Source organism: Polynucleobacter sp. (assembly GCF_044342855.1).
Taxonomy (GTDB): domain Bacteria; phylum Pseudomonadota; class Gammaproteobacteria; order Burkholderiales; family Burkholderiaceae; genus Polynucleobacter.
The window spans coordinates 1-23,880 of the sequence record NZ_JBIIPA010000024.1 but is presented as its reverse complement, the minus strand read 5'-3'; the positions used below and the strand labels follow the sequence as shown (position 1 = coordinate 23,880).

29 protein-coding genes are annotated in these 23,880 nt (G+C 46.3%); 5 read left to right on the top strand and 24 right to left on the bottom strand.

The genetic code is table 11. The features are described from left to right. Positions 1 to 72: 72 nt before the first annotated feature. Positions 73 to 474 carry a DUF2177 family protein gene (locus tag ACIQZ3_RS08355; protein ID WP_397392148.1) on the top strand — a complete coding sequence of 134 codons (402 nt, stop codon included), beginning with the start codon at positions 73 to 75 and terminating at the stop codon, positions 472 to 474. A gap of 12 nt (positions 475 to 486) precedes the next feature. Beyond that, positions 487 to 2,127 (top strand): SulP family inorganic anion transporter, encoded by a 1,641-nt coding sequence (locus ACIQZ3_RS08350; RefSeq protein ID WP_397392146.1) that lies wholly within the window; start codon positions 487 to 489, stop codon positions 2,125 to 2,127. Here the strand turns inward: ACIQZ3_RS08350 and ACIQZ3_RS08345 are convergent. Further along, positions 2,120 to 2,851: a sulfite exporter TauE/SafE family protein gene (locus ACIQZ3_RS08345; protein WP_397392144.1), complete on the bottom strand. Its 732-nt coding sequence runs from the start codon at positions 2,849 to 2,851 to the stop codon at positions 2,120 to 2,122. The two genes, ACIQZ3_RS08350 and ACIQZ3_RS08345, sit on opposite strands and share 8 nt — an antisense overlap. Positions 2,852 to 2,932: 81 nt before the next feature. Between ACIQZ3_RS08345 and fnr the strand changes: the two genes are divergently transcribed. Beyond that, entirely contained in the window at positions 2,933 to 3,691 is a 759-nt protein-coding gene (fnr, locus tag ACIQZ3_RS08340; RefSeq protein ID WP_397392142.1) for a fumarate/nitrate reduction transcriptional regulator Fnr, read from the top strand. A gap of 11 nt (positions 3,692 to 3,702) precedes the next feature. Here the strand turns inward: fnr and ACIQZ3_RS08335 are convergent, their stop codons facing one another. The 13 genes from ACIQZ3_RS08335 to ACIQZ3_RS08275 form a co-directional block, all read right to left on the bottom strand. Beyond that, positions 3,703 to 3,963 carry a hypothetical protein gene (locus ACIQZ3_RS08335; RefSeq protein WP_397392140.1) on the bottom strand — a complete coding sequence of 87 codons (261 nt, stop codon included), beginning with the start codon at positions 3,961 to 3,963 and terminating at the stop codon, positions 3,703 to 3,705. Beyond that, a complete protein-coding gene (locus ACIQZ3_RS08330) occupies positions 3,960 to 4,163 on the bottom strand; it encodes a hypothetical protein (RefSeq protein ID WP_397392138.1) in 204 nt (67 codons plus the stop codon). Before ACIQZ3_RS08330 ends, ACIQZ3_RS08335 begins: the two co-directional genes overlap by 4 nt. 30 nt (positions 4,164 to 4,193) lie before the next feature. Continuing rightward, positions 4,194 to 5,651, bottom strand: coding sequence for a cytochrome c oxidase accessory protein CcoG (gene ccoG / locus ACIQZ3_RS08325; RefSeq protein ID WP_397392136.1), 1,458 nt, complete (start codon positions 5,649 to 5,651; stop codon positions 4,194 to 4,196). 3 nt (positions 5,652 to 5,654) lie between these two features. Further along, positions 5,655 to 6,578 (bottom strand): cytochrome-c oxidase, cbb3-type subunit III, encoded by a 924-nt coding sequence (ccoP, locus tag ACIQZ3_RS08320; protein ID WP_397392134.1) that lies wholly within the window; start codon positions 6,576 to 6,578, stop codon positions 5,655 to 5,657. Next, complete coding sequence (locus tag ACIQZ3_RS08315) at positions 6,575 to 6,742, bottom strand: cbb3-type cytochrome c oxidase subunit 3 (RefSeq protein ID WP_114653815.1); 168 nt, start codon at positions 6,740 to 6,742, stop codon at positions 6,575 to 6,577. Before ACIQZ3_RS08315 ends, ccoP begins: the two co-directional genes overlap by 4 nt. A 36-nt stretch (positions 6,743 to 6,778) precedes the next feature. Continuing rightward, positions 6,779 to 7,429, bottom strand: a complete 651-nt coding sequence (gene ccoO / locus ACIQZ3_RS08310; RefSeq protein ID WP_397392132.1) for a cytochrome-c oxidase, cbb3-type subunit II — start codon at positions 7,427 to 7,429, stop codon at positions 6,779 to 6,781. Positions 7,430 to 7,440: 11 nt separating this feature from the next. Continuing rightward, on the bottom strand, positions 7,441 to 8,883 hold the full coding sequence (gene ccoN, locus ACIQZ3_RS08305; protein WP_397392130.1) for a cytochrome-c oxidase, cbb3-type subunit I: 1,443 nt from the start codon (positions 8,881 to 8,883) through the stop codon (positions 7,441 to 7,443). Positions 8,884 to 9,062: 179 nt separating this feature from the next. After that, positions 9,063 to 9,233 (bottom strand): cbb3-type cytochrome oxidase assembly protein CcoS, encoded by a 171-nt coding sequence (gene ccoS / locus ACIQZ3_RS08300; protein ID WP_397392128.1) that lies wholly within the window; start codon positions 9,231 to 9,233, stop codon positions 9,063 to 9,065. Positions 9,234 to 9,242: 9 nt separating this feature from the next. Further along, positions 9,243 to 11,681, bottom strand: coding sequence for a heavy metal translocating P-type ATPase (locus ACIQZ3_RS08295; RefSeq protein WP_397392126.1), 2,439 nt, complete (start codon positions 11,679 to 11,681; stop codon positions 9,243 to 9,245). Between the two features lie 10 nt (positions 11,682 to 11,691). Beyond that, positions 11,692 to 12,933, bottom strand: a complete 1,242-nt coding sequence (locus ACIQZ3_RS08290; protein ID WP_397392162.1) for an MFS transporter — start codon at positions 12,931 to 12,933, stop codon at positions 11,692 to 11,694. A gap of 6 nt (positions 12,934 to 12,939) precedes the next feature. Continuing rightward, positions 12,940 to 13,695: a 2OG-Fe dioxygenase family protein gene (locus tag ACIQZ3_RS08285; RefSeq protein ID WP_397392124.1), complete on the bottom strand. Its 756-nt coding sequence runs from the start codon at positions 13,693 to 13,695 to the stop codon at positions 12,940 to 12,942. Positions 13,696 to 13,722: 27 nt separating this feature from the next. After that, positions 13,723 to 14,634, bottom strand: coding sequence for a TAXI family TRAP transporter solute-binding subunit (locus ACIQZ3_RS08280; RefSeq protein ID WP_397392122.1), 912 nt, complete (start codon positions 14,632 to 14,634; stop codon positions 13,723 to 13,725). Further along, positions 14,591 to 15,025 (bottom strand): hypothetical protein, encoded by a 435-nt coding sequence (locus ACIQZ3_RS08275; protein WP_397392120.1) that lies wholly within the window; start codon positions 15,023 to 15,025, stop codon positions 14,591 to 14,593. Before ACIQZ3_RS08275 ends, ACIQZ3_RS08280 begins: the two co-directional genes overlap by 44 nt. A gap of 127 nt (positions 15,026 to 15,152) precedes the next feature. Here ACIQZ3_RS08275 and ACIQZ3_RS08270 point away from each other — a divergent pair, with 127 nt between their 5' ends. Then, positions 15,153 to 15,914, top strand: coding sequence for an SDR family oxidoreductase (locus ACIQZ3_RS08270; RefSeq protein ID WP_397392119.1), 762 nt, complete (start codon positions 15,153 to 15,155; stop codon positions 15,912 to 15,914). Here ACIQZ3_RS08270 and ccmI read toward each other — a convergent pair whose 3' ends face one another. From ccmI to ACIQZ3_RS08220, 10 genes are all read right to left on the bottom strand, one after another. Then, on the bottom strand, positions 15,915 to 17,105 hold the full coding sequence (gene ccmI, locus ACIQZ3_RS08265) for a c-type cytochrome biogenesis protein CcmI (protein ID WP_397392117.1): 1,191 nt from the start codon (positions 17,103 to 17,105) through the stop codon (positions 15,915 to 15,917). Beyond that, a complete protein-coding gene (locus tag ACIQZ3_RS08260) occupies positions 17,098 to 17,589 on the bottom strand; it encodes a cytochrome c-type biogenesis protein CcmH (RefSeq protein WP_397392115.1) in 492 nt (163 codons plus the stop codon). The genes ccmI and ACIQZ3_RS08260 overlap by 8 nt, the downstream gene beginning before the upstream one ends. Before the next feature lie 8 nt (positions 17,590 to 17,597). Beyond that, a complete protein-coding gene (locus ACIQZ3_RS08255) occupies positions 17,598 to 18,122 on the bottom strand; it encodes a DsbE family thiol:disulfide interchange protein (RefSeq protein WP_397392113.1) in 525 nt (174 codons plus the stop codon). Beyond that, positions 18,119 to 20,038, bottom strand: a complete 1,920-nt coding sequence (locus ACIQZ3_RS08250; protein ID WP_397392111.1) for a heme lyase CcmF/NrfE family subunit — start codon at positions 20,036 to 20,038, stop codon at positions 18,119 to 18,121. Before ACIQZ3_RS08250 ends, ACIQZ3_RS08255 begins: the two co-directional genes overlap by 4 nt. Next, entirely contained in the window at positions 20,038 to 20,469 is a 432-nt protein-coding gene (gene ccmE, locus ACIQZ3_RS08245; protein WP_397392109.1) for a cytochrome c maturation protein CcmE, read from the bottom strand. Before ccmE ends, ACIQZ3_RS08250 begins: the two co-directional genes overlap by 1 nt. Further along, positions 20,466 to 20,654, bottom strand: coding sequence for a heme exporter protein CcmD (gene ccmD / locus ACIQZ3_RS08240; RefSeq protein ID WP_397392107.1), 189 nt, complete (start codon positions 20,652 to 20,654; stop codon positions 20,466 to 20,468). Before ccmD ends, ccmE begins: the two co-directional genes overlap by 4 nt. Further along, positions 20,654 to 21,424 carry a heme ABC transporter permease CcmC gene (ccmC, locus tag ACIQZ3_RS08235; RefSeq protein ID WP_397392105.1) on the bottom strand — a complete coding sequence of 257 codons (771 nt, stop codon included), beginning with the start codon at positions 21,422 to 21,424 and terminating at the stop codon, positions 20,654 to 20,656. Before ccmC ends, ccmD begins: the two co-directional genes overlap by 1 nt. After that, entirely contained in the window at positions 21,421 to 22,086 is a 666-nt protein-coding gene (ccmB, locus tag ACIQZ3_RS08230; protein ID WP_397392103.1) for a heme exporter protein CcmB, read from the bottom strand. Before ccmB ends, ccmC begins: the two co-directional genes overlap by 4 nt. Beyond that, positions 22,083 to 22,730, bottom strand: a complete 648-nt coding sequence (gene ccmA / locus ACIQZ3_RS08225) for a cytochrome c biogenesis heme-transporting ATPase CcmA (RefSeq protein WP_397392101.1) — start codon at positions 22,728 to 22,730, stop codon at positions 22,083 to 22,085. Before ccmA ends, ccmB begins: the two co-directional genes overlap by 4 nt. 183 nt (positions 22,731 to 22,913) lie before the next feature. Continuing rightward, complete coding sequence (locus ACIQZ3_RS08220; protein ID WP_397392099.1) at positions 22,914 to 23,186, bottom strand: carboxypeptidase-like regulatory domain-containing protein; 273 nt, start codon at positions 23,184 to 23,186, stop codon at positions 22,914 to 22,916. Positions 23,187 to 23,477: 291 nt separating this feature from the next. On the opposite strand from ACIQZ3_RS08220, the gene ACIQZ3_RS08215 reads away from it, so the two are divergent. Continuing rightward, positions 23,478 to 23,880 (top strand): transposase (locus ACIQZ3_RS08215; RefSeq protein WP_397392097.1); only part of this gene is annotated, 403 nt, incomplete at its 3' end.

The following is a 23,880-nucleotide window of genomic DNA, read 5'->3' as shown; positions in this document are numbered from 1 at the left end:
TAAACCCTAACACCTTTCATTCCATCATAATCCTTATTATTCATCTGTAAAAGCATAAAAAGGGGCACTAAATTGCTCAAGTACTTAGCGGTCTATTTTTCATTTTTACTGTCATTAGTTGTCATTGATTTAATTTGGCTTCTGGGTATCGCCAAAAATCTCTACCGCGACGATATGGGCTCACTCATGGCTAGCGAACCCAAGTTACTGGCTGGACTCGGTTTCTACCTCCTGTACGCGCTTGGTGCCTCTATTTTTGTCATCCTCCCAGCAATTTCTAAACAGTCTTGGATATATGCAGCTCAATATGGCGCCCTCTTTGGTTTCTTTTGCTACATGACTTACGACTTAACCAACCTAGCTGTCATTCGTGACTTTCCCATTCGATTGGCATTTATCGATATTGCCTGGGGATCAGCAGTAACGGCACTTTCAACAACTGCTGCCTACTGGGTTGGTAGTCGTATAGCCTAAGCCTTTTCACCAATGAATCTCTTTCACCCCAAACTACTCAACTCTTTTAAGGGGTATAACGGAGCCCTGCTAAGCAAAGATATATTGGCGGGCATTACGGTTGGTGTAGTTGCACTGCCATTGGCAATGGCATTTGCGATTGCCAGTGGACTTAAGCCTGAAGCAGGCATCTTTACAGCAATCATTGCTGGTGGCCTGATTTCAGTACTAGGCGGTAGTCGCGTTCAAATCGGTGGTCCAGCCGGCGCCTTTATTGTGATTGTGTACGGCATTGTTGATCATTACGGAATTGCGAATTTACTCTTGGCAACTGCTATGTCGGGGGTATTTTTATTTCTGATGGGGCTCTTTCGCCTTGGCACTTTAATTCGCTTTATTCCAGTCGCCGTCATTATTGGATTTACGAATGGTATCGCCGTACTAATTGGACTATCTCAAGTCAAAGAATTTTTTGGCCTGCAAATTACCAAGATGCCCGCTGAATTTTTTCAGGCAATTCAAACTCTCTATGCAGCTGCAGACACAGTGAATTCCACTGCCCTCATGCTATCCATGGGGAGCCTTGTTCTACTTATTTCTTGGCGGGCATTTCAAAAGCATCTTGGTTATCTAAGCCACATTCCAGGAACAGTCATTGCAACGGCTTCGGCCACCATAGTTACTGGCGTCTTTAACCTTCCAGTTGCTACGATAGGTAGTCGTTTTGGCGGCATACCCTCAGGACTACCCAGCTTTGAATGGATTCCAATTAGTTGGGGTACCGCACAGTTTGTGATCGCTCCGGCCATTACTCTCGCCCTGCTTGGCGCAATTGAATCACTACTATGCGCACGGATTGCTGATGGACTCATCCACGATCGCCATGAATCGAATCAAGAGCTGATGGCCCAAGGTGTCGCCAATGTAGTGAGCCCATTTTTTGGTGGCATGCCAGCCACAGGAACCATTGCCAGAACAGTTACCAACATACAAAGTGGTGCAAGCACTCCAATTGCTGGGATCGTTCACTCGATCACATTGCTCGTGATTATTTTGTTTGGCGCTCCACTAGCTAAGGATATCCCTTTGGCCAGCCTAGCTGCCATCCTAATCTTTGTTGCTTGGAATATGGGTGAGTGGAAAAAATTTGCCGACCTAAAACAATTTCGTCTACCCTACCGCTTAACTATGTTGAGCGTCTTTTTTCTGACAATCATTCTGGATCTCACAGTAGCAATACAGGTAGGTCTACTTTTAGCATTCATTACTTTTATCTATCGTATCTCCAGTCTTTCGCGCTATGAATTAGCAAGTGCTGCCGACTTTCCGGAGCTTGAGCAACACCGTGGATATGTTGCTGCATTCAGAATTTACGGCGCCATCTTTTTTGGTGCAGTCAAAATTCTAGAGCGTATTGAAAATGAATTACCTTCAAAAGTATTAGTGCTTGATCTCAAGAATGTGATCTATATTGATGTTTCCAGCATGGACGCCCTGCTTGAGCTTGAAGAGGTTTGCAAAAATCAGGGTATCAAGCTGATAGTTTGTGGACTAGCGCACCAACCCTATGAGATGGCGGTACGTGGAGGCTTATTGGAGCGACTCCCCGTTGACAGTATTTACCCAGATCTACATCACGGTATTACGGCAGCCATAAGTGATAACGCTAACTAATACAAAAGCCGCCTTTAAGCAAAGCTTCCGGCAAATACCAAGCGCGATAGAGGCCAAATAATCCTGCGGATATTAAAAGGCCAGAGGCAATGTATCTCACCCAAAGGTATTGCCCAAATTGAGTCAACACTGCCGAAAATTTAGAGATCAGTAAAAGGTTAGGCAAGGTACCCAAGCCAAATGCCAGCATTAGCGCCGCACCCGTCAACACATCGCCCGATAAAAATGCAAGGGGTAAAACGCTGTAAACCAAACCACAAGGAACCAAGCCCCATACCATTCCACTAAACCAGCGAGATGAGCGACCTGTAAAACTTCCTAAATATTTAGCCCAATATTTGGCCATGCGCACTCCAAGCCACTTTCCGACCAATAAGGGGTTATTGGATTTCTGGCGCAAAAGACGGGCACCCATAAACAGTAAAACCAAGGATGTGAAAGCAAACAAAGGACGCTGAATCGGCACCACGTTTTGCTGCCAAAGAACTGCACCAGCCCAAGCTGCAGCAGTGCCTAACAACACATAAGTAGTTAAGCGCCCCAAGTGCATGATGAATTGCAGATAAAAGAGTTCTGACTTACTTTGCAAAGGGGTGCATGTGACCTCCTGGGTGCCGCCTTGATGCTCTATTGCTGCTGCAATACCGCCACACATTAGGGCGCAGTGCCACCCACTGACCAGAGCACCCAAAAATACAGCCAATAAAAGACTGGTAGTCAGCATTTGGGCGTCCAGCACTGTAAGGAAATATTAAAATTACGCATTATCCGAGTAGAATAAACTCATCCGACATCTTGATCCAATATGAATTACACCAGCTCTGATGCCCCAAGCAGCAAATGCTCAGTATGCGTACTGGGTCAGTTTTGCTTGCCAGTCGGCATTAGCTCCACTGACATTGCCAAGATTGATACCCTCGTAAAAGAGCGTGTCCACTTACAAAAGGGTGAAAGCCTCTACCGGCACGGCGACCCACTGTCTGCCGTTTATAGCATCCGCTTTGGTACTCTCAAGACCGAGTATGGCCTTGAGGATGGGCGTCAACAAGTCATTGGGTTTCATCTTCCGGGCGAGATCTTAGGGCTTGACGGCATTGGTGAGGGCAGCTATCAATCCGAGGCAATCGCTCTTGAAGAGAGTGAAGTCTGCATTATTCGCTACGAAGCATTTGAGGATTTAGCGCGCCAAATTCCAGTGCTACAAAAACAATTCCACCGCATTCTGAGCCGTGAAATCACACAAGATCAACGTCACCTACTCTCACTTGGTAGCCTACGCGCAGAAGAGCGTTTAGCGGCCTTCCTTTTGAATCTCTCCCAACGTCTGGCTGCTCGTGGTTATCAAAATAATGAATTTGATTTACGCATGAGCCGTGTAGAGATTGGCAGTTACTTAGGTATACAGATTGAAACTGTGAGCCGCATGCTTTCGCGCTTTGCTGAGTCAGGGTTGATTCAAATTAAACAGCGTCATATCAAGCTAATTGATATGGATGGACTTTATGAATTAGCCAGCATCCCTAACCCAGACCGCGCTGTTCAAATTAAGCCAGTAAGCGTTTAAGCAATACCGCTTTAAATTAAGCCGCGATCGGGACTCTTGTTTCCGTCTGTATCAATGCCAGGCAGAATATAGGCAGTCAATGCGCTTGAGAATGAGCAAAAGATCCAGATAACAAAAAATCCGATGGTATAAATACCTTCATCAGAAATATTTGGGCGATAGCCAAAAAACAATAGCTCGGCAGGATGCACAACACTAAATAGCAAGCCTTCAGCCAAAATAGAAACCAAAAACGATGGCCACATAATCCAGATGAATAGACGGTACTTCATTTGCGATCCTGCTCTACCTTAAGCTGCTCAACTTTGAGTCCACGCTTCACCACACCATCGCGAACCGGCTTATCCGAATATAGATTTACAGCCAAATAAATAGTAATCACACAACCAATGGCAGCGACTGCTGGGCCACTAATTAATAGCCATGGCCAAAGCTGCTTAAACCACGGTTTGTTTGTTTCATTTTTTGACATATTCATCCTCTCCATCATTTGCTATACAGCTTAGCGGGGAAAAATAAAACTTGATTTTTCATCGCGGGTTCTGGTGATCAACTCATTACCCGATATCTCTTGGCCAATCACATCAAAATGAATTGGGTAATTACCAGGCTCATGCGCACCAACAGTGGTACTAACTTTAACCGGAATCAATAGATTGCTGGCTGGACCCACTTCAATCTCAGTAACTACCTGCCCCTGTGAATTGAGGATTTTTAGGTCGTCTAAGCCTGTTGCCTTTACCTGAACACTCATCTTATTTTCAGAGGCATTCATGATCTGGATACGGTAGATGTTCTCAATGCGAACGCCATCCACCTCGCGAGCCAATGCTCCACGATCACGCATCACATCCACGCGCAATGGATTACGGGTGATCAAAGAAACTAGGAATGCACTTGTAAGGACTGTGATGAAAGCAATGTAAATCAAAACACGTGGTCGCAAGATATGTCGAAGCGCACTTTGATTGGATTCTTTATCCTCAATAGCTCGTTCAGTTGTATAGCGAATCAGCCCTTTTGGATAATCTACCTTTTCCATCACTTGATCACACGCATCAATACAGGCTCCACAACCAATACACATATATTGCAAGCCATCACGAATATCAATACCGGTTGGGCAGACTTGAACGCAAATACTGCAATCTACACAATCCCCTAAACCCAGAGTGGCATGATCAGCCGACTTGCTGCGGCTCCCACGTGGCTCACCACGGACCTTATCGTAGGTAACCAGGAAAGTATCTTTGTCTACCATGACGCTTTGGAAGCGAGCGTATGGACACATGTATTTACATACCTGCTCCCGCATAAAACCAGCATTCCCCCAGGTTGCAAAGCTATAGAAACACAACCAAAAGGTTTGCCATGGGCCGAGTGATAAATGTAGGATTACTGTAGCAAGGGTTTCAATTGGTGTGAAATAGCCAATGAAAGTAAAGCCAGTCCAGAAGGCAATTAAGAGCCATAGGAAATGCTTGGTGATTTTGAGACGCCACTTGCGAATACTCCAAGGCCACTCTTCGCCATCTAAACGAATACGCGCAAATCGGTCACCTTCAACCTTACGCTCGATCCACATAAAGATTTCGGTGTAGACCGTTTGAGGGCAGGCATAGCCACAAAACAAGCGGCCAGCAATTGCAGTAAATAGAAAGAGAGCTAAAGCAGAAAGGATTAAGAGGAGTGTGAGATAGATCACATCCTGCGGCCACAACACCAGACCAAAGATATAAAACTTACGCTGAATTAAGTCAAAGAGTACTGCTTGACGGCCATTCCAACTAACCCAAGGAAGACCATAAAACAATAATTGCGTTGCAAATACCAAGATGAAACGCCAGCGGGCAAACAGTCCACTGACAGATCGTGGGTAAATCTTTCGCCGGACCTCGTAAAGAGACTCCTCAATTACATCAATCGGAATAGGTTTCCCAACCGGCGAATTATCTGACACGGATTACTTGGCTACAGCAGTCTTGTTGTTAGATAAACCCCAAACATATGCTGTCAAAAGATGAATCTTTTCAGGACTCAACACCTTATCTTGGGCAGGCATCATCGCCATACGACCCTTAGTTACCGTCTCAATGATAGTTGCTTCAGATCCACCATACAGCCAAGTCTTGTCTGTCAAGTTAGGCGCGCCCAAAGCAATATTGCCTTTACCATCCGCACCATGACAAGCTGCACAATTGGATTTAAATACTTCTGCACCACGAGCAGCTTTTGACTCATCTACTGGTAAACCTGAAAGACTACGAACATAGTTTGCAACATCCACAATTTGCTTGCTATCGAGCTGCGGGAATGGAGGCATAACACCAGCGCGACCATTAATTAATGTGGTTTTGATATTTTCTGGTGAACCGCCATAGAGCCAGTCATCATCAGTCAAATTCGGGAAGCCTTTTGCGCCACCCGCATCTGAACCATGGCACTGAGCACAGGAGTTCAAGAATAAACGTTGGCCCATTTCACGTGCCTTTGGATCTGCAGCAACTTGCTCAATATCCATCTTCACGTACTTAGCGTATACAGGCTTCAACCCATCATTCGCCTCTGTCATAGAGCTCATCAAAGCGCCATCAGTTGTATAACCTATAACGCCAGGGAATGAACCGAGACCAGGAAACAGAACCAAGTAACCTAATGCAAAGAAACAAGATAGCAAGAACATCCAAGCCCACCAACGTGGCAGTGGGTTGTTGAGTTCACGTAAATTACCATCCCAAACGTGACCAGTATCGGCTACCGCGCCATCTTCTGTATGGATTACCTTGGCTTTTCGCTGCGAAGCCAGCAACCAAATACACCAAACAATACCGACTAATGAAACAAGCGCGATGTAGTCACTCCAACCGCTATTAAAAAAGTCACTCATGATTTGTCCTTACTAAATTCATCCGGAAGATCAAATGGAAGTTCGGCTGACTCTTCGTTAGCCGACTTTCTACCAGGAGACCAGGCCCACCAAACAATCCCAACAAAAAAGACGAGTCCTATGACTGTTGAAAAAGCGGAGAGATAAGCTGTGATCTGTTCCATTTGATTTATATAGTTTTAAATTAATAACCTTGGCGCTTACTTCGCCACAACTTCATCAACGATGATGTAGCGACGATTTACACCTAAACCTTGAAGATAGGCAATTAAGGCATCTTCTTCAGTCTTACCTTCCAACTCTTGAGGAGCCGCCGCAATCATTTCATCGGTGTAAGGAACACCTAAACGACGCATTGCAACCATATGAGACTGAATTGAGGAGGCATCGGCAGCATTTTTTTGCAACCAAGGATATCCAGGCATATTGGACTCAGGAACCACATCACGCGGATTGCGGAGGTGAATACGATGCCAGTCATCAGAGTAGCGTGCGCCAACACGAGCTAAGTCAGGACCAGTACGCTTACTACCCCACAAGAATGGATGATCAAATACTGACTCACCAGCCAAGGAGTAAGGGCCGTAACGCTCAACCTCAGAACGCAATGTGCGAATCTGCTGTGAATGGCAACCAACACAACCTTCACGCTGGTAGATATCGCGACCAGCCAAACGCAATGCCGTGTATGGCGCTACACCGGGACTTGGCTCAGTTGTCGTGTGCTGAAAGAACAGCGGAACAATTTGCACCAAACCAGCAATTGATACCACGATGATGGTGGCAATGATTAACCAACCAACGTTTTTCTCAAGTGTTCCGTGGGAAAAGAATTTATTTTCGCTAGACATTTTTCTTCTCCTTAGTGAGCAGTTGCAGATGTTTGTGGAATTGGGGCATTCACGAATGTTTTACCATTTACGGTTTTGTAAACGTTGTATGCCATCAAGAACATGCCGCTTAAGTAACAGAGGCCACCCAACAAACGAATCACATAGAAGGGGAATGTTGCTTTTACAGACTCAACGAAGCTATAAGTCAACGTTCCGTCTGGCTCAAACGCTCTCCACATCAAACCTTGCATTACTCCAGCAATCCACATCGCAGCGATATAAAGAACAACGCCAATCGTAGCGATCCAGAAATGCACTTCAATTAAGCGTGTGCTGTACATATCTTTCTGACCGACTAAACGTGGGATGAGATAGTACAAAGAGCCGATCGTAATCATGGCAACCCAACCCAGGGCGCCAGAGTGCACGTGTCCAATAGTCCAGTCGGTGTAATGTGACAAGCTATTCACAGTCTTAATAGACATCATTGAGCCTTCAAACGTAGACATACCGTAGAAAGACAATGCCACTACCAAGAATTTCAAGATTGGGTCTGTGCGCAATTTAAACCAAGCGCCAGACAAAGTCATGATGCCGTTGATCATGCCACCCCATGATGGAGCCAACAAAATGATTGAGAACACAGTTCCAAGTGACTGAGTCCAGTCAGGCAAGGAAGTATGTTGCAAGTGGTGAGGACCCGCCCACATGTATGTGAAGTTCAACGCCCAGAAGTGGACGATAGACAAACGATATGAGTAGATTGGGCGCTCTGCTTGCTTAGGAATGAAGTAGTACATCATGCCCAGGAAGCTGGTGGTCAAGAAGAAGCCAACCGCATTATGGCCGTACCACCACTGAACCATCGCATCTTGTACGCCGGCATATGCAGAATAGGATTTCCACAAGCTTGCTGGCATTTCTAAGTTATTAAAAATGTGCAGAATGGCAATAGTCAGAATGTATGCACCGAAGAACCAATTGGAAACATAAATATGTTTTGTTTTGCGCTTCATGATGGTGCCGAAGAACACCACGGCGTAGGCAACCCAAACTAAAGTGATCAGAATATCAATTGGCCACTCAAGCTCTGCGTATTCCTTGGATGTGGAGATGCCTAAAGGCAAGGTTACCGCAGCCAATACGATCACTAATTGCCAACCCCAGAAGGTAAAGGCCGCTAATTTGTCACAAAAGAGTCTGGCTTGGCAGGTACGTTGCACGATGTAATAGGACGTTGCAAACAACGCCGATCCACCGAATGCAAAAATCACCGCATTGGTATGCAATGGGCGTAAGCGACCATAGCTTAACCATGGGATATTGAAAGTGATCTCAGGCCAAATGAGCTGCGCAGCGAGGATAACCCCCACGAGCATACCCACAATTCCCCAAAGCACCGTAACAATGGCAAATTGGCTGACAACCTTGTAATTGAAGGTATCTTGATTGTTCCCCACGGTAAGCCCCATGGTTTCTCCTTTTTTTGTGACCAAACAGCGACATAATCCAAATAGACTCAAACCATTATCAAAGTAAGGCTCAGGGGGTGTTTTGATCTATATCAAAAAGGGTGCATGCATTTACGCTTTTTACAACTCTATTTATTTCGGCGTATTGGCTAAATCGTTAAAAAATATAGCTATTTTTGTTAGCTTTCACTAACATTTTTGGACTTAGGAGTGTCATCATCCATCAAAATTGCCTCGCCAGGACCCTCTAAATCGTCAAACTGCCCTGCCTTTACTGACCAATAGAAAATCCAGGCCAAAAGGCCAATTAGCAGCAGTGAAATGGGGATTAAGAGAAAAAGGCTTTCCATCCCTCTAGTCTAGGCCTTTCTGAGGCGCCAGGCGTTTAATGTGACTGCCAGCGAGGATAAGGACATGCCGATACCCGCAACCCAGGGGTTGACCCAACCCATCATGGCCGCCGGAATCGCCAGCAAGTTGTAAATCAGAGCCCAGATGAGGTTTTCTTTAATAATCCGCTGGGTCTTATCCGCCAACAATAGAGATTGCGCTAAAGGAGCTAAGGAGCTCGCAGTCAAAATCGCATCTGCGCCTGCGGTAGCAAGAGGCGCGCCGGCACCAACAGCAATCGAGACATCTGCTTTTGCCAACAAGGGCGCATCGTTAATGCCATCGCCAATAGCCCAAACAAAGTGACCTGCATTTTGCAAATGCTCAATGTAGTGATATTTATCTTCTGGCGAGCAGGCACCCTTGAATCTGTCAATACCCACTCGATCCGACCACCATGCTACGGTCGCAGGATCATCACCGGAAACTAAATGCACAGTGATCTTGCGAGATTTTGCAGCTGCCAATAATTTTTCAAGCCCAACCCTTGGAGTATCCAGAAATAGAAAACTGGCAATCACTCCTTTGTTATCGGATAAATGGACTTGACCATACTGCCCTTCTTGCGCAATCGGTTGAGCGCCCGTCCAAGCAGCGCTTCCCAATCGATATACACCTGAGCTCAGACCTTTGCCCAATTGATTAGTAACCGCTTCAGATAAAACGGCTGGAGAGCAATTCTCAGCTTCAGCAGCACGCAATATAGAAAGTGCAAGGGGATGTTTTTGGCCCGCCTCAATTGACGCAGCCAGACTGAGAACATCCGCTCTTGAAAACTCTGGATGAGCAATCAGGACTTCTTTTAATTCTGGTTGACCCATAGTGAGCGTGCCAGTTTTGTCCAGCACCAAGTCAGTTGATTTAACCAAGCCTTCGAGTACGTGACCACGCACAATCAATAAGCCTAATTTAGTAACAGCGCCTTGAGCTGCTGCCATAGCCGTCGGCACAGCGAGTGACAGAGCGCAAGGACAACTAGCAACCAATACAGAAACCAAAACCGTCCAAGCTCTGCTGGGATCGACGTACCACCAAATTACTGAAGACAGAAAAGCAGCAATCAACAGAAAGCTGACAAAGTATCCAGCCCACTTTTCAGCGAGACTTACCATCAAAGGCTTGGCTTGCAATGCCTGATCAAGTAATGATGCGATACCAGCGATGCGAGTCGACTGACCGACTGCATCGATTCTCATCAACATGGGATTCAGAATATTGTGTGTGCCTGCATAGACTCGATCACCAATCTTCTTATCAATTGGCTTAGATTCACCAGTCAGAAGTGACTCATCCAGAGCACTCTCACACTCGATCAAAATACCATCGGCCGGAACAACATCACCTGGAGGAACGCGAAGAACCTCACCGGGGTTGCAGTTAATCACTGGCACGATTTCCACTTGCTGAGATGCTGGATAGTTCGGCACTCTCTCACAGGTCGCGGGCAACTGTTTTGCTAAAGCCTCCGCTCCACCCTGCGCATCTTGGCGAGCCAATAACTCCACATAGCGAGCAGCCAAAATAAAGGCGACAAACATAGTGATGGAATCAAAGTAACCTTGGCCTGAACCAGTTGCAAGATTCACCGTACCAGCACTAAATGCTAGCGCCAAAGCTAGGGCAATTGGCACATCCATGCCGAGCATATGCGTTTGACGAAATGAAGCAACACTACGCCATGCTGCTTGAAAAATTGGACCTGCCGAATAGACCATCACCGGAACAGTGAGGGCCCAACTAGTCCAACCTAGTAACAGGTCATACTCCGCAGTGATGTCACTATCGCCTACATAGCTAGGCCACGCGTACATCATGACCTGCATCATGCCCAGAAGCGCAACTCCCAGTCGCGTAAGTAATTGACGGCGTTCTTTTTTAGACTTTTCAATGGAAAGTGAAGGATCAAAAGGCCAAGCTTCGTAGCCAATGCGCTCCACTTCAAATAGCAAACGCGCTAGGCTAGTTTGTTCAGGTGAAAATTCTGCCTTTACTTTTTGACTCACATAATTAATCTGCACATCCTTCACACCCGGAATGCGTCGCAAATGCTGCTCACACAACCAGACACAGGCAGCACAACGAATCTTTTCAAGCCTTAAGGTTGTCTCTAAATTTCCATCTTCACCACTGGGCCGAGTGTAGCGACCAAGCAAAGAGGGATCGTCGTAGGGAGCAAGGCTATCGGGAATTTCGTTTGAGGCAAGGTAAGCCGCAGGCTTATCGCTTGACTGTGCGCGTCGTGCATAAAAGACCTCAAGACCTTCGCCGTGGATAGTTTGCGCAATTGCCATACAACCAGCACAACAGAATTTTCTATTAATACCGCCAAGCTCAAGCTCATAGGAGTCACCAGGAAGAATGAAACTCCCACAGTGATAACAGCTATTGCTTGGCAAGCTAGAGTTCATGAATGAATCATTAATTGCGGGTTAGAGGCTTGCTGACCCAACCATTACGTCGCTCGTAAAGAACAAACAGAACGCCCCAGACTACAACAGCGGCATAAGCCCAAACCCAAGACATTTGTGAGGCGCGTGACCCGGTTAAATCGAGTACAAAGCCAAAGATAGCTGGGCCCAATAAGCCGCCTCCAAAACCCATTAAGGAGTGAAGTCCCATTGCAGCGCCTTTAATATTTTCTTGAGCGCTAACCACTAAACCGGCTGTCAGAGTAGCAGAATCAGCCATGATAAAAATAGTGTGCCCTACTGCTAAAGCAACGATCAACCCCCAAGATTGTCCGGTTGAAGAAGCTAGCGCCACTCCACATGCTGCGCTAGATAGCATGACAAAGAAGATCCATTTTTGGCGCCCTATCCTTAAGGCAATTTCATTTCCAATGATGGATGCCGGAACACCAAAAAAATTAATCACGCCAGCAAGGGTGGTGGCAGTCAATAGAAAAGGGTCGCCTGTCACGATCGCACAGAAACCAAAAAAAGCTACTATCCAACTACGAGAAGCAAACAACTCTATTGAGTGCACGGTGTAACCAAAAATAAAACCTGAAGCTGTTTTATCTTGCAAAACTAAGCGCCACTTATCAACCGGAAAAATATCGTGCAATCGAATCCGAATTGGACCATGCCATTTTTCATGAGTGAGAGCGGGAATAAATAGAAGCACAATCATCAAAGCAGTGAATGGGCCTAAGGCAATGATTCCGAAAACGTAGCGCCAACCTAAACTATCCAAAATCCAGCCTGAGCAGAGGTAAGAGAAGCCGGTACCAATTCCAAAGAAAGCGGTATAGAAAGCAATGTGGCGTGTTAGCTCACCTGTTTTAATGCGGTCCGATAGAATTTTTAAGCCTGGCATATAGGTGCCTGCCAAACCAGCGCCATTAAGTGCCATAAAGATCAAGGCAGTCCAAAAGTTATAGGCAAAGAGGCCCATACCTAATAAACTACAAGTCGCTGAAACACCGCCTATGAGATAAACTTTTTTTGCATCAATGCGATCTGTAAGCGCTGTAGCTAATGGGACCATCAGCATATAACCAAAGAAAAAAGCGCTAGCAATTAAGCCTGATTGCAAATTACTGAGATGCCACTCTTCCTGCAAAGTTGTCAGCACTACGGCATAACAAGCGAAACCCAACAGCGCGCAAGTTTGCGCCATGAGCATCAGGGGTGTATAACCGGTAGGTTTAAAGCGCATCAAGATTTACTGCTGACTACGATTGGGTGAATCCTGGAAGCCATTTGAGCGGAAGGTCAGCACCAGAGTATCTCTAAACCCATGGGGCCCTAGAGGCTGAATGGGAGTGGATTCATGAATCATTCTTTCATCATTCATGAGCAATAAAGACCAAGGCTCAGTTAGCGTAAACCGCAAACCAGCAGAACCACCTGAATCAAAAATACGAGTTTCCCCGCCTTTAATACCAACTCGATTAAGTAAAAATACAGCTACAAAATCTACGCCATCGCGATGGGCCCCCTCAGGAGTTGGTCGCCCAATTCCATCGGTTGTATCAATCCTAAATTGGTGCGCCTCAACAAACCAGGTATTTACTTGCTTGACACCATTCAATACATGAGCCAAACCAAGTAAAAGAGATCCCCAGGCAGGATTGCTTGTGAGTTGAGTTTGTGACGGCTCAAACCAGCGCTCTATACCGCCATGTAATGCGTTGTATTTCACAGACTGCCAATGGGCGCGATGCGGCACCATAGTCAAAAACTCACCTTTGATCTCAAAACTAGAATGGCGGCGAAAACGATAGCGTCCACCATCCCTGAGATAGGGATCACGCGGTAATTCTTCCCAAAACTGGGTGAGATCTTGCAATTGATCGAGGTCGACATGCGCTATTTGCGCAACATCCCCCGCAGAGACGATCGCAAAACCATCACCCCGTAGAGAATCTACCACCTCTTTAAAGGGGGTGAGCGGCGGCGAAAGGCTTGAAAGAGTCATGGTCTTATTTTAGGCGTTTACCAAAAATCAGGGGTACAAATTCAAACGACCGCGCACTTCCCCCACATGGCCCTTCAAGTCATAAAGCTCTTTAGCATCGAGCATGGAGACTTTGATGTTCCCCACTCTTCGCTCAATGTCAGCTAAATCCTTAAAGTTTTTTTCTTTTAATACTGAATTAGATGCATTTTTTTCAATCACTTTCAACTCCTCATATACCTGGGACAATTTAAGCCGCAGTAGTAAATTCTTAGCAGCAGGAATATAGGTAAACAAAGGAATCAAAATGACTAGCAGCGGAATGACAATTTTTGCAAAACGTCCAATCCAGACTGCTGTCCAAAAAGGTAGATGACGATGCAAGAAAGAAGGCCCATCTTTTAAGTAGATTTCAGCATCTACATGCACAGGAAAATCCAGTCCTGCACCAGATGGAAACTCTCCCGGCTTTTGCAAATAAGAATAGGTTTTTAAAATGTCGTATGTTTCACCTAGCAATAAAGTTACTAAAACAGGACTCAGATCATTCTTCCCCACCAAGGTTGCCGTGGCGGCCAACACCTGTATATCCTGACGCGGAAGATCGTACGAAATACTAACCACTCCACGAGGGACCGTCACCTTTGAGAGAAAAGGAAATAAATGTACATAGGCATCAGCCTGCTCAAAATTCATCAAGCGAATGCCAGGGGTTTCATAGAAGCTCCTAACCAAAGGGGCCTCAGCTGCGCTAACTAAAAATACAGCGTCCAACTCACCTTTTTTGAACTTCTCTAATGCATCGAGTGGCTTTAACTTTTCTGCACGCAAATCATTCAGACTCATTCCGCTTGCTTCGAGTAGCTGAGTAGTCAAGGTTAATGTACCACTCCCTTGATTCCCGATAGATACACGCTTACCTTTTAGCTGGCTCAATAAGCCCAATCGTCCAGCTTTCATTCTGAAAGCTAGACTCTCGATACCAAACCCATGCCGGCTCATAAAATACGCCAGCGATTGAAACAAAATTGGGATGCTTAGACAAATCGGCCACGCCACCCTGCACCATTGCAAAATCAACACCAGACTCGGGGTTACTTAATAAAGCCAAGTTATCACTAGTGCCGCCCGTGGTTCGCAACTTCAGTGACACACCCTCCCGAGCTAATTCAGCTTGAATTTTTTCCCCAAACTGTTGATACAGCCCAGTTGGAAAGCCAGTAGCCAACTCAATTGATCTCGGCGGTGGTGGCACCAAAACCCACAAGATGGCAAAAAGGATGGCAACCAGAATTAAAAAGGCGACGCCAACTGCCAGAGGGTTATAGATATTTTTGCGTATGAAGTCCATAAGAATTCTTCTTGTTTTTGCAATTATGCCCCCGAGCCCAGGGATCAAGAGCGGAATGAATTTATTCGAATGAATTTAAATAAATTCGGGATAAGATTGGGGTTTTCAAAGAACCATTAGGATCACAATGAACTTAAGCCCCAATAAGGTAGCACTAGTAACTGGAGCTGGGACAGGTATCGGCAAGGCTGCGGCAAAAGCACTTTTGCAGGGCGGATTTCGCGTGGTCCTAACCGGTAGAAATATTGAAAAACTCAATCAAGCCATCCAAGACATAGGTGGAAGCAATCAAAGCTGCTTGGCAGTTACTTGTGATGTGGGAAAGCCAGAGGAGGTAAAACACTTATTTTCAGCTATTAAAAAACAATTTGGCCGTATTGATGTACTTTTTAACAATGCCGGCATAGGAGCTCCAGCAATACCTATGGAAGAGGTGAGTTACGAGCTGTGGATGAGTGTCGTTAATGCCAATCTCTGTGGCGCCTTCCTGTGCTCACAAGAAGCCATCCGCATGATGAAGGCGCAGTCACCGCAAGGCGGCCGAATCATCAACAATGGCTCCATTTCAGCACATGCACCTCGCCCCATGTCGGCACCATATACAACTACCAAGCATGCAATTACTGGACTAACCAAATCTATTGCTTTGGATGGGCGCCCATTCAACATTGCCTGCGGTCAAATTGATATTGGTAATGCAGGCACTGAAATGACCATCCCGATGGCAGCCGGAATTCTCCAAGCCGATGGCTCAAAAAAGGTGGAGCCACTCATGGATGTAGATCACGTTGGGCAAGCCGTCCTACATATGGCTCAACTGCCGCTAGAGAGCAATATTCTATCGATGACCATCATGGCAACCAATATGCCATTTGTAGGTAGAGGCTAATTAAGGCCTGACTTGATTGATCATTAGGCGGGTATTGCTCGTGCCCACCTTGATCGTTTGGGGTGGAGATATCAAGTCGCCTGATTCTGGCATGGCCATTCCCGTTTTGGAAATGCGCACCTCAACTGACACCTCAGGCAATTGAGAGATCAAGGCGCTGGGATTCATAGCCAAAGCGTCATTCAGAACAAAACTTATTGGGAAAGTATTCACAGCAGTCTTGAGAACTGCAACTGGCATGCGCTCACCTGGCTTGCGCGCAATCACCATCAAAATATCACCCGCTTTAACCTTAGATTGAAGCTCAGGCGATATACCCACCTGCCCGCTCACACCTTGATTGCTAATTGCTGGTGCAATAGCAGGAGGAAGTCCTCCTTTACTGCGAGCTTCGGCAATGGAGCCAGCAATTGCACGCGCTTCATCTGTTTCAGGAGGCAATTGCTTGGCTAACTCCCCCCAGGATTGCACTGCGGCTTTATAGTTTTGCGCGTTAAAAGCTGCGGTACCAGAAAGCCACAGCGCCAGTAAATTATTCGGGTCTAGAGTCAATGCTTTATTAATCAATTGCTGAGGCTTACCTGCAAAATTGCCATTCGCATTTGCCGCCAATACATCAGCATAGTCTGCCAATAATTGCGGATCAGCATCGACAAAAGATCCGGCACGAGCATAGGCATTTGCAGCCTCAGTATTGCGGCCCAAAATTCGATAGGAGCGCGCCAACATAGCCCAGCCCTTCAAATTATCCGGCTCTTTTTCCATCTTCGCGGCAAACTCTGCAACCATCTTTTCAACTGACTCTTGGGTCATTGGTTTCTCAGCATTCATTTCAGCAATGCGATAAGCGTCGCCAAGATAGAAATAAAAGCCTACTGAAAGCAACACCACAAAAAGACAGATTCCAATGATGGTTTTCTTTGGGGAGCCGAGTACAGCGAGATCATCCGCCTCATCCGTATCTTGAAAAAGTCGTTGACGCATTTCTGCATGCACCTGCTCATAACTATCCGCATCAACAGTGCCAGCCGAACGATCAGCCTCAAGCTTATCAAGCTCTTCCCTGTAAATGGCAGCATTCATCTGACGGCGTGAGGTTGCAGATTCTTTTGCCGGGAAAAATAATGGGCGCAATAAGAGGACCAAAACCAAGATCAATAATAGGAGAGCGGGTATTAAAAAACTAGTCATGTGCATTTTCTGTTGAGCTGGATTTTGCATCCTGAAGTAGCGCATCAATACGACGGTTATCCTCAGCGGATAGGGTATTGCTCGGCACGCTTTGATTTCTTCGGCGCAGATAAACCATTAAACCAATAATGCCTGCGAGCAAAATAACAAAGGGGCCTATCCACAAGAGCCAAGTGATCGGCTTTACGGGTGGACGATATAAAACAAAGTCGCCATAACGCTCCACCATGAAATTCCGAATTTGCTCGTCCGTCTTACCCTCATTAATCAAGACGCGAATTTCTCGACGCAAATCATTTGCCAAATCAGAACGTGAGCCTGCAAGAGATTCATTCTGACAAACCAGGCAACGCATCTCTTCTGAAATAGCAATGAGACGCTGCTCGGTGACCGGGTCATCTGCAAGCGGAGCAGCATCTTTAGCAAATGTAATATTCGTTGCGCAAGCAAGCGCAATCGTTGATAGAACAAGTAAGAGAAACATTTTCAAAATCACTTGAGCTCACCCAGCAGCGGAATAATCTTATTACTCAATAACTCCATCGTGATTGGCCCGATATGCTTAAACCGAATCACGCCAGCCTTATCAATCACATAGGTCTCCGGAACGCCATAAACGCCGTAATCAATCCCCACTCGACCATTGGCATCAAATGCCGATAAAACATAAGGATTGCCTTGGCGAGCAAGCATGGCCATAGCATCATCACGCTTGTCTTTGTAATCCAATCCAATAATCGGCGCGATCTGTAACTTACCCAGCTCAACTAAAACGGGATGCTCTTCACGGCAAGCAACACACCAGGAGGCCCAAACGTTCAAAATCCAGGGCTTACCTTTCATGCTTTCGGGAGAAAAGGTTTTTTGAGGATCTGCCAATTGAGGCAATTCAAAAGCAGGAGCTTGCTTACCAATCAGTGGCGAAAGGACCTCATGGGGATCACGATTTAAACCTACTGCTAAAAATCCAACCAAAATCACAAACAAGAGGAGTGGAATTAAAAACTTGGCTTTCATGCTGCAGCTTTCTTCAGCCTCATGCGATAACGCTTATCCGACATTGCTAATACGCCACCCAATGCCATCAACAAACAACCACCCCAAATCCAATCGACAAAAGGCTTGTAATAGACGCGTACGGCCCACGCCTTATCTTCCAACTCTTCACCCAATGAAACATAGATGTCTCTGGTGAGGCCCGCATCAATTGCTGCCTCAGTCATTGGCATAGTTGAAGAGAAATAGCTGCGCTTTTCTGGGTACATTGTAGCTTCTAGATTGCCGTTCCGGGTTAGCAAGAAAGTGCCCCGCATTGCCTTGTAGTTCGGACCGGGTGCTGCAGCAACGCCTTGAAGCTGAATGTCATAGCCGCCAACACTCACGCTTTCACCTGCAAGCATGCGTACATCTTTTTCTTCTTGGTAGCCGCCCACCATAGTGACACCAATCACGAATACCGCGATACCCAGATGGGCTACTTGCATACCAATAAATGAACGTGTTGGCTTGCCCGCTTTTGCCTGGCGAATAATCTGTAGAACGCCTGAAGCAATTACCCAGAAAGCCAATAAAAAACCTAGGCTGCTGAGCCAGGTAAATTCACCCATTACAAACGGAATCAAAGCTGCAGCAATCACTGCTACAAGAGCTGCGATCCACAAGCGCTTGATAACATCCAATAGATTGGAGTTTTTCCAGCTAGTCCAAGGCCCGATTCCCATTAGCACCAGCAAAGGAATCATGATGGGCACAAAGACGCTGTTGAAGTATGGAGGCCCTACTGAGATCTTCCCTAGATGCAAAGCATCAATCAGCAAGGGGTAGAGAGTCCCCAACAGCACAGAGGCGGCAGACACTACCAAAAAAACATTGCCGAGCAAAATAAAGGTTTCGCGCGAAGTTAAGTTGAACTTGCCGCCAAGCGTGCTGTTGGGAGCGCGCCAAGCATAGAGCGCTAAGGAAGAGCCGACTACCAAAACCAAGAAAATCAAAATAAAGATGCCGCGCCTTGGATCAGTCGCAAATGCGTGCACTGAAGTCAGAACTCCAGAGCGAACCAAGAAAGTTCCCAGAAGAGAAAGTGAGAAAGCAGTGATAGCTAACAACACTGTCCAACTCTTGAATCCGCCACGCTTCTCGGTAACTGCTAAAGAATGTAGCAATGCAGTACCAACTAACCAAGGAATAAATGAGGCATTTTCAACTGGATCCCAAAACCACCAACCACCCCAACCCAATTCGTAATAAGCCCACCAAGAACCTAGTGCGATACCGAGCGTCAGAAATACCCAGGCAGCTGTTGTCCAAGGACGTGACCAGCGCGCCCAAGCAGCATCGAGGCGGCCAGATAACAAAGAGGCGATTGCAAAGGCGAATGCTACAGAGAAACCAACATAGCCCATATAGAGCATTGGGGGATGAAACACCAAGCCTGGATCTTGCAGAAGCGGATTTAATGAGCGACCATCTTGCGCTGCCGGCAGGAGTCTCTCGAAAGGATTGGATGTAGTGAGCACAAACAAGAGTAGGCCCGTGGTCACTAAGCCCAAAACACCAATCACGCGAGCGACCATAAATTCATCGAGTGATTTAGAGAGTTGAGCAACCAAGAATGTCCAAGTGGATAGCAAGACGATCCATAACAACAAGGAGCCTTCGTGACCACCCCATACCGCACCTAAGCGATAGATGACGGGCATTTGTGAGTTCGAATGTTCGGCTACGTAGAGGACAGAAAAATCATTCGAGTAAAAACTCCAGGCTAAAATTAAAAATGCGATGGCCAGTAATAAGAATGCTGTTTGCGCCGCCGGCCTAGCCAACAGAATCCATTCACGACGACCTTGATGCGCGCCAACCAATGGAAGAATCCCTTGAATAATGGCGACACATAAAGCAAGGATTAAAGCGTAATGCCCAAACTCAGGAATCATTATTTATTTCCGTTTTTTTGAGCTTGCTCTAAAGCATGCTTCGCCTCTGGAGGCATATAGTTCTCATCATGCTTAGCCAATACCTCGCTAGCAACAAATTGTCCGTCTGGATTAAGGCGACCCTGAATCACCGCGCCCTTACCCTCTTTAAATAAATCTGGAAGGATTCCGGTGTAGGCCACAGGAATATCCTTCACCATATCGGTAATGACAAAGTGAACCGTTAAACCATCCCGCTTAACTGATCCATCTTTGACCATGCCACCAATTCGGAAAACTTGACCAGCAGGTGATTTGCCAGCAGCCACTTCACTAGGCGTGACATATAAGGCAATGTTGCTATTGAGCGCATTCAAAATGAGCACTGCAGCAATACCAATAGTAATGAGTGCACCAACAATGATGGCTGCCCGTTTATATCTTGGTTTCACTTGCTACCCTTTTGATCAAACTGCTCCGCCATCACTTCACGCTGAAGTCTACGTACGATCGCCTTATGGCGCGCGTGGACAGCTAACGGCTCTAAGAAGAACACTAAAGCACAAACACCAAAGCTACACCATACATATAGCGCATAACCACCCATCGCAAAGAATTCAGCTGGACTATTCCACATTAACGCTTCACCTCGTTTAATTGCTTAACCCAATCAGTATGGGCCTCACGCTCCAAAATGATGACACGGACACGCATTAACCCTACTGCGATTGAGTACATCCAAAGGCATAAAGCCATCAACAGCATTCCCCAGAGCATGGTCTGAGCCATGGCCGGAGCCTTCGTTAATGAAACGGAGGCGCCTTGATGCAAGGTATTCCACCATTTCACTGAAAAATAAATAATAGGCACATTCACGACGCCAACTAAAGCTAAGATAGCACCCGCTTTATCAGCACGGCGGGCGTTATCAATAGAGGCCTGCAATGCAATAAATCCCAGATACAAGAAGAGTAGAATTAATTCAGAAGTTAAGCGCGCATCCCATGCCCACCAAGCACCCCACATAGGCTTACCCCAAAAGGCGCCCGTCCATAAAGATAGGAATGCCATCCAAGCCCCAATTGGAGCTAAGGCCTGCGCCATCATGGCAGATAGGCGCGTATTAAATACCAAACCCAATCCCGCCCAAGCGGCCATGACTAAATAGATGAACATGGACATCCAAGAAGCGGGCACATGAATAAAGATAATGCGGTAACCCTGGCCCTGCACTGCGTCTACTGGCGCTACAAAGAAGCTCACCCACAAGCCGGCAGCTCCAAAAATAATGGTGAGTGCCCAGAACCAGGGAATCATTTTCCCAGCTAGCGGATAAAAAGTGCTCGGGCTTGAGAACTTGAACCAGTTCATCATGCGACTAGAAGATAAATTATTTACATTACTCATTCGATAGCAATCTTGACTGCATTAGCACTAACCCAAGGCACAAATGCTAATGCCAAAATGAATAAAGCGCCCAATAGTGAAAAATGTCCTGTGATATCAAGCCCTACACTGCTGGCGTACACGGCACCAGCACCAAAAATTAATACAGGGATATAAAGCGGCAAGATCAGAAGACTCATCAATACACTGCCACCCCTCACCCCTAAAGTTAGGGCCGCACCAATAGAACCTAGCAGGGATAAAACGGGCGTTCCCAACAATAAGACTGCCATCAATACCTTTAAAGACTGGGCATCCAAATCAAACTGAATGCCAATGACAGGCGCCAGTAGAACTAAAGGTAGACCACAGACTAACCAATGGGCAAAAATCTTACCAAACACTAATGCTGTGAAGGAATTTGGTGACAAGATCAATTGCTCTAAAGTGCCGTCCGCGTAGTCAGCTGCAAACAGTCGTTGCAATCCAAGTAATGTGGAAAGCAAAGCGGCAACCCAAATTACACCAGGCGCAATCTTTCTCAGTAAAGCGGTATCAGCGCCAATACCCAATGGAAAGAGGCTAGCCACAATCACAAAGAAAAATAGTGCAGTCAACACCTCGCTCTTGCGACGCATCACCAGCAATAGATCACGATGGACGATAGCAATAAAGGCGTTCATAGATCTAGCACTCGCAGACCAGGAATGGCTAAGGGCTGATGACTTGTCAGGACTGCCAGTCCACCATTCTCAAGATGTTCTGCTATTAAGCCTTGCAACTCCAATACTGCATGGGTATCTAAAGTATTAAAAGGCTCATCCAAAACCCAAACTTGTGCGCGTCGTGTCAGCATTCGAGCCATCAAGACCCGTTTTTTCTGGCCAGCTGATAAACAATTAACAGGTAGATCTTCGCGCCCTTTTAAACCAAATCGCCACAAAGGAGCAAAAGCATCCCGCTCTGAAAGTGCAACGCCATCGATTGCCGCATACATGCGTAAATTTTCTAGGGCACTGAGATCTTCTTTCAAGGCATCGCGATGCCCCAAAAACAAAAGCTGACTGTGATATTCCGATGCATCTTTTTTAATGGAATGGCCATTCCAAAGCACTTCTCCAGTCTCCGGGGAAGCCAGGCCAGTGAGTAAGCGCAATAGACTCGTTTTTCCAACACCGTTCTCACCACGAATATGGAGGCACTGGCCAGGCAATACCTGCAGATCCAGCCCCGAAAACAGCTCTCGATCGCCTCGCACGCAGGTGATCGCACGAGCCTCAAGGGTCGCGACTGCTGATGGCGGAAAGGAGGAATTGGTGGCTGTCATCGGGAGAGGTGGCTTGAATCAAACTACCTCAGGCATTGTCCAAGACCCACTTAGGGCTGTCAAACGACCTAAAACAGCATTTACAGAATAAATTTCTTTGAATTCAAGCGCTTAGCTGATTATAGGGGCTATTCAACCAAACTCAGCAGACTGAACCACCCAAGATTACCTATAGCAAGCGTCTTATTTCCAAAAAATAGCCAGCTTTTGGGGCGCAGAGGCCTGAATGCTGACAGCTCTCGTCTGGGTTACCCCTTGGTAAGAAGCCTCAATCTGATATTGACCAGCATTCAAATTAATCAAAATATAAGGGCCATCTGCTTGCGCATCAAATATCACTTGATTCTGGGTATTCACAATTTTGATCTTTGCACCAAAAATCCAAACTCCACGACCATTCTCCAATTGTGACGGTTCCAGCAGTAATGGCCACTGCTTTGCCTCCGCCAAAATCACTTGCGTCTCTTCTTCGCCTACCCCACCAGAGATATAAGAAATCCCTTATGAATATTGCGTATCCGGAATTTGAGCAAGCACGATCGAGGAAGTAATAATGCAGACCGCAGACAGAATGGATTTGATGTAGAAGTTCATGCGAGCCTTTTTTAATTAGCGTAAGTACTTCCAATTCATTCTACAGTTAAGCCAATGGGTTTAGTAGTCCGAAGAAAAAACAAAAACCCCCACCTTTTCATGAACTGACCCACAAAAGTTGGACACCAAATCCAACTCAAAGGGGTCAGCTTCATGAGCAAATACAGTACGCAGTTCAAGCTAAAAGTAGTTACTGAGTATTTAAGGTCTGGGGGCTATCTCAGGGTAGCCAATAGTTATGACCTTAATACCACCGATGTTCGTAAATGGGTTTTGACCTATAAACTACATGGAATATCTGGCCTGCAAAAGAGGGGCTATCAACAGTACACTCCACAGTTCAAGCTATTAGTTCTTGAGCACATCAGCGCCTACGGGGCATCCCCACGCTTGGCGGCCGCCCACTTCAACATTGCCTCCCCTGGTACCATTTTGGTTTGGCAACGCCTCTACAATAAAGGTGGTATTACAGCCCTAGAACCCAAACCTAAGGGACGACCATCGATGCCAAAACGTCATGAGATCCAAGCGTTTTTAGCCAAACCTTCTTCTGAGC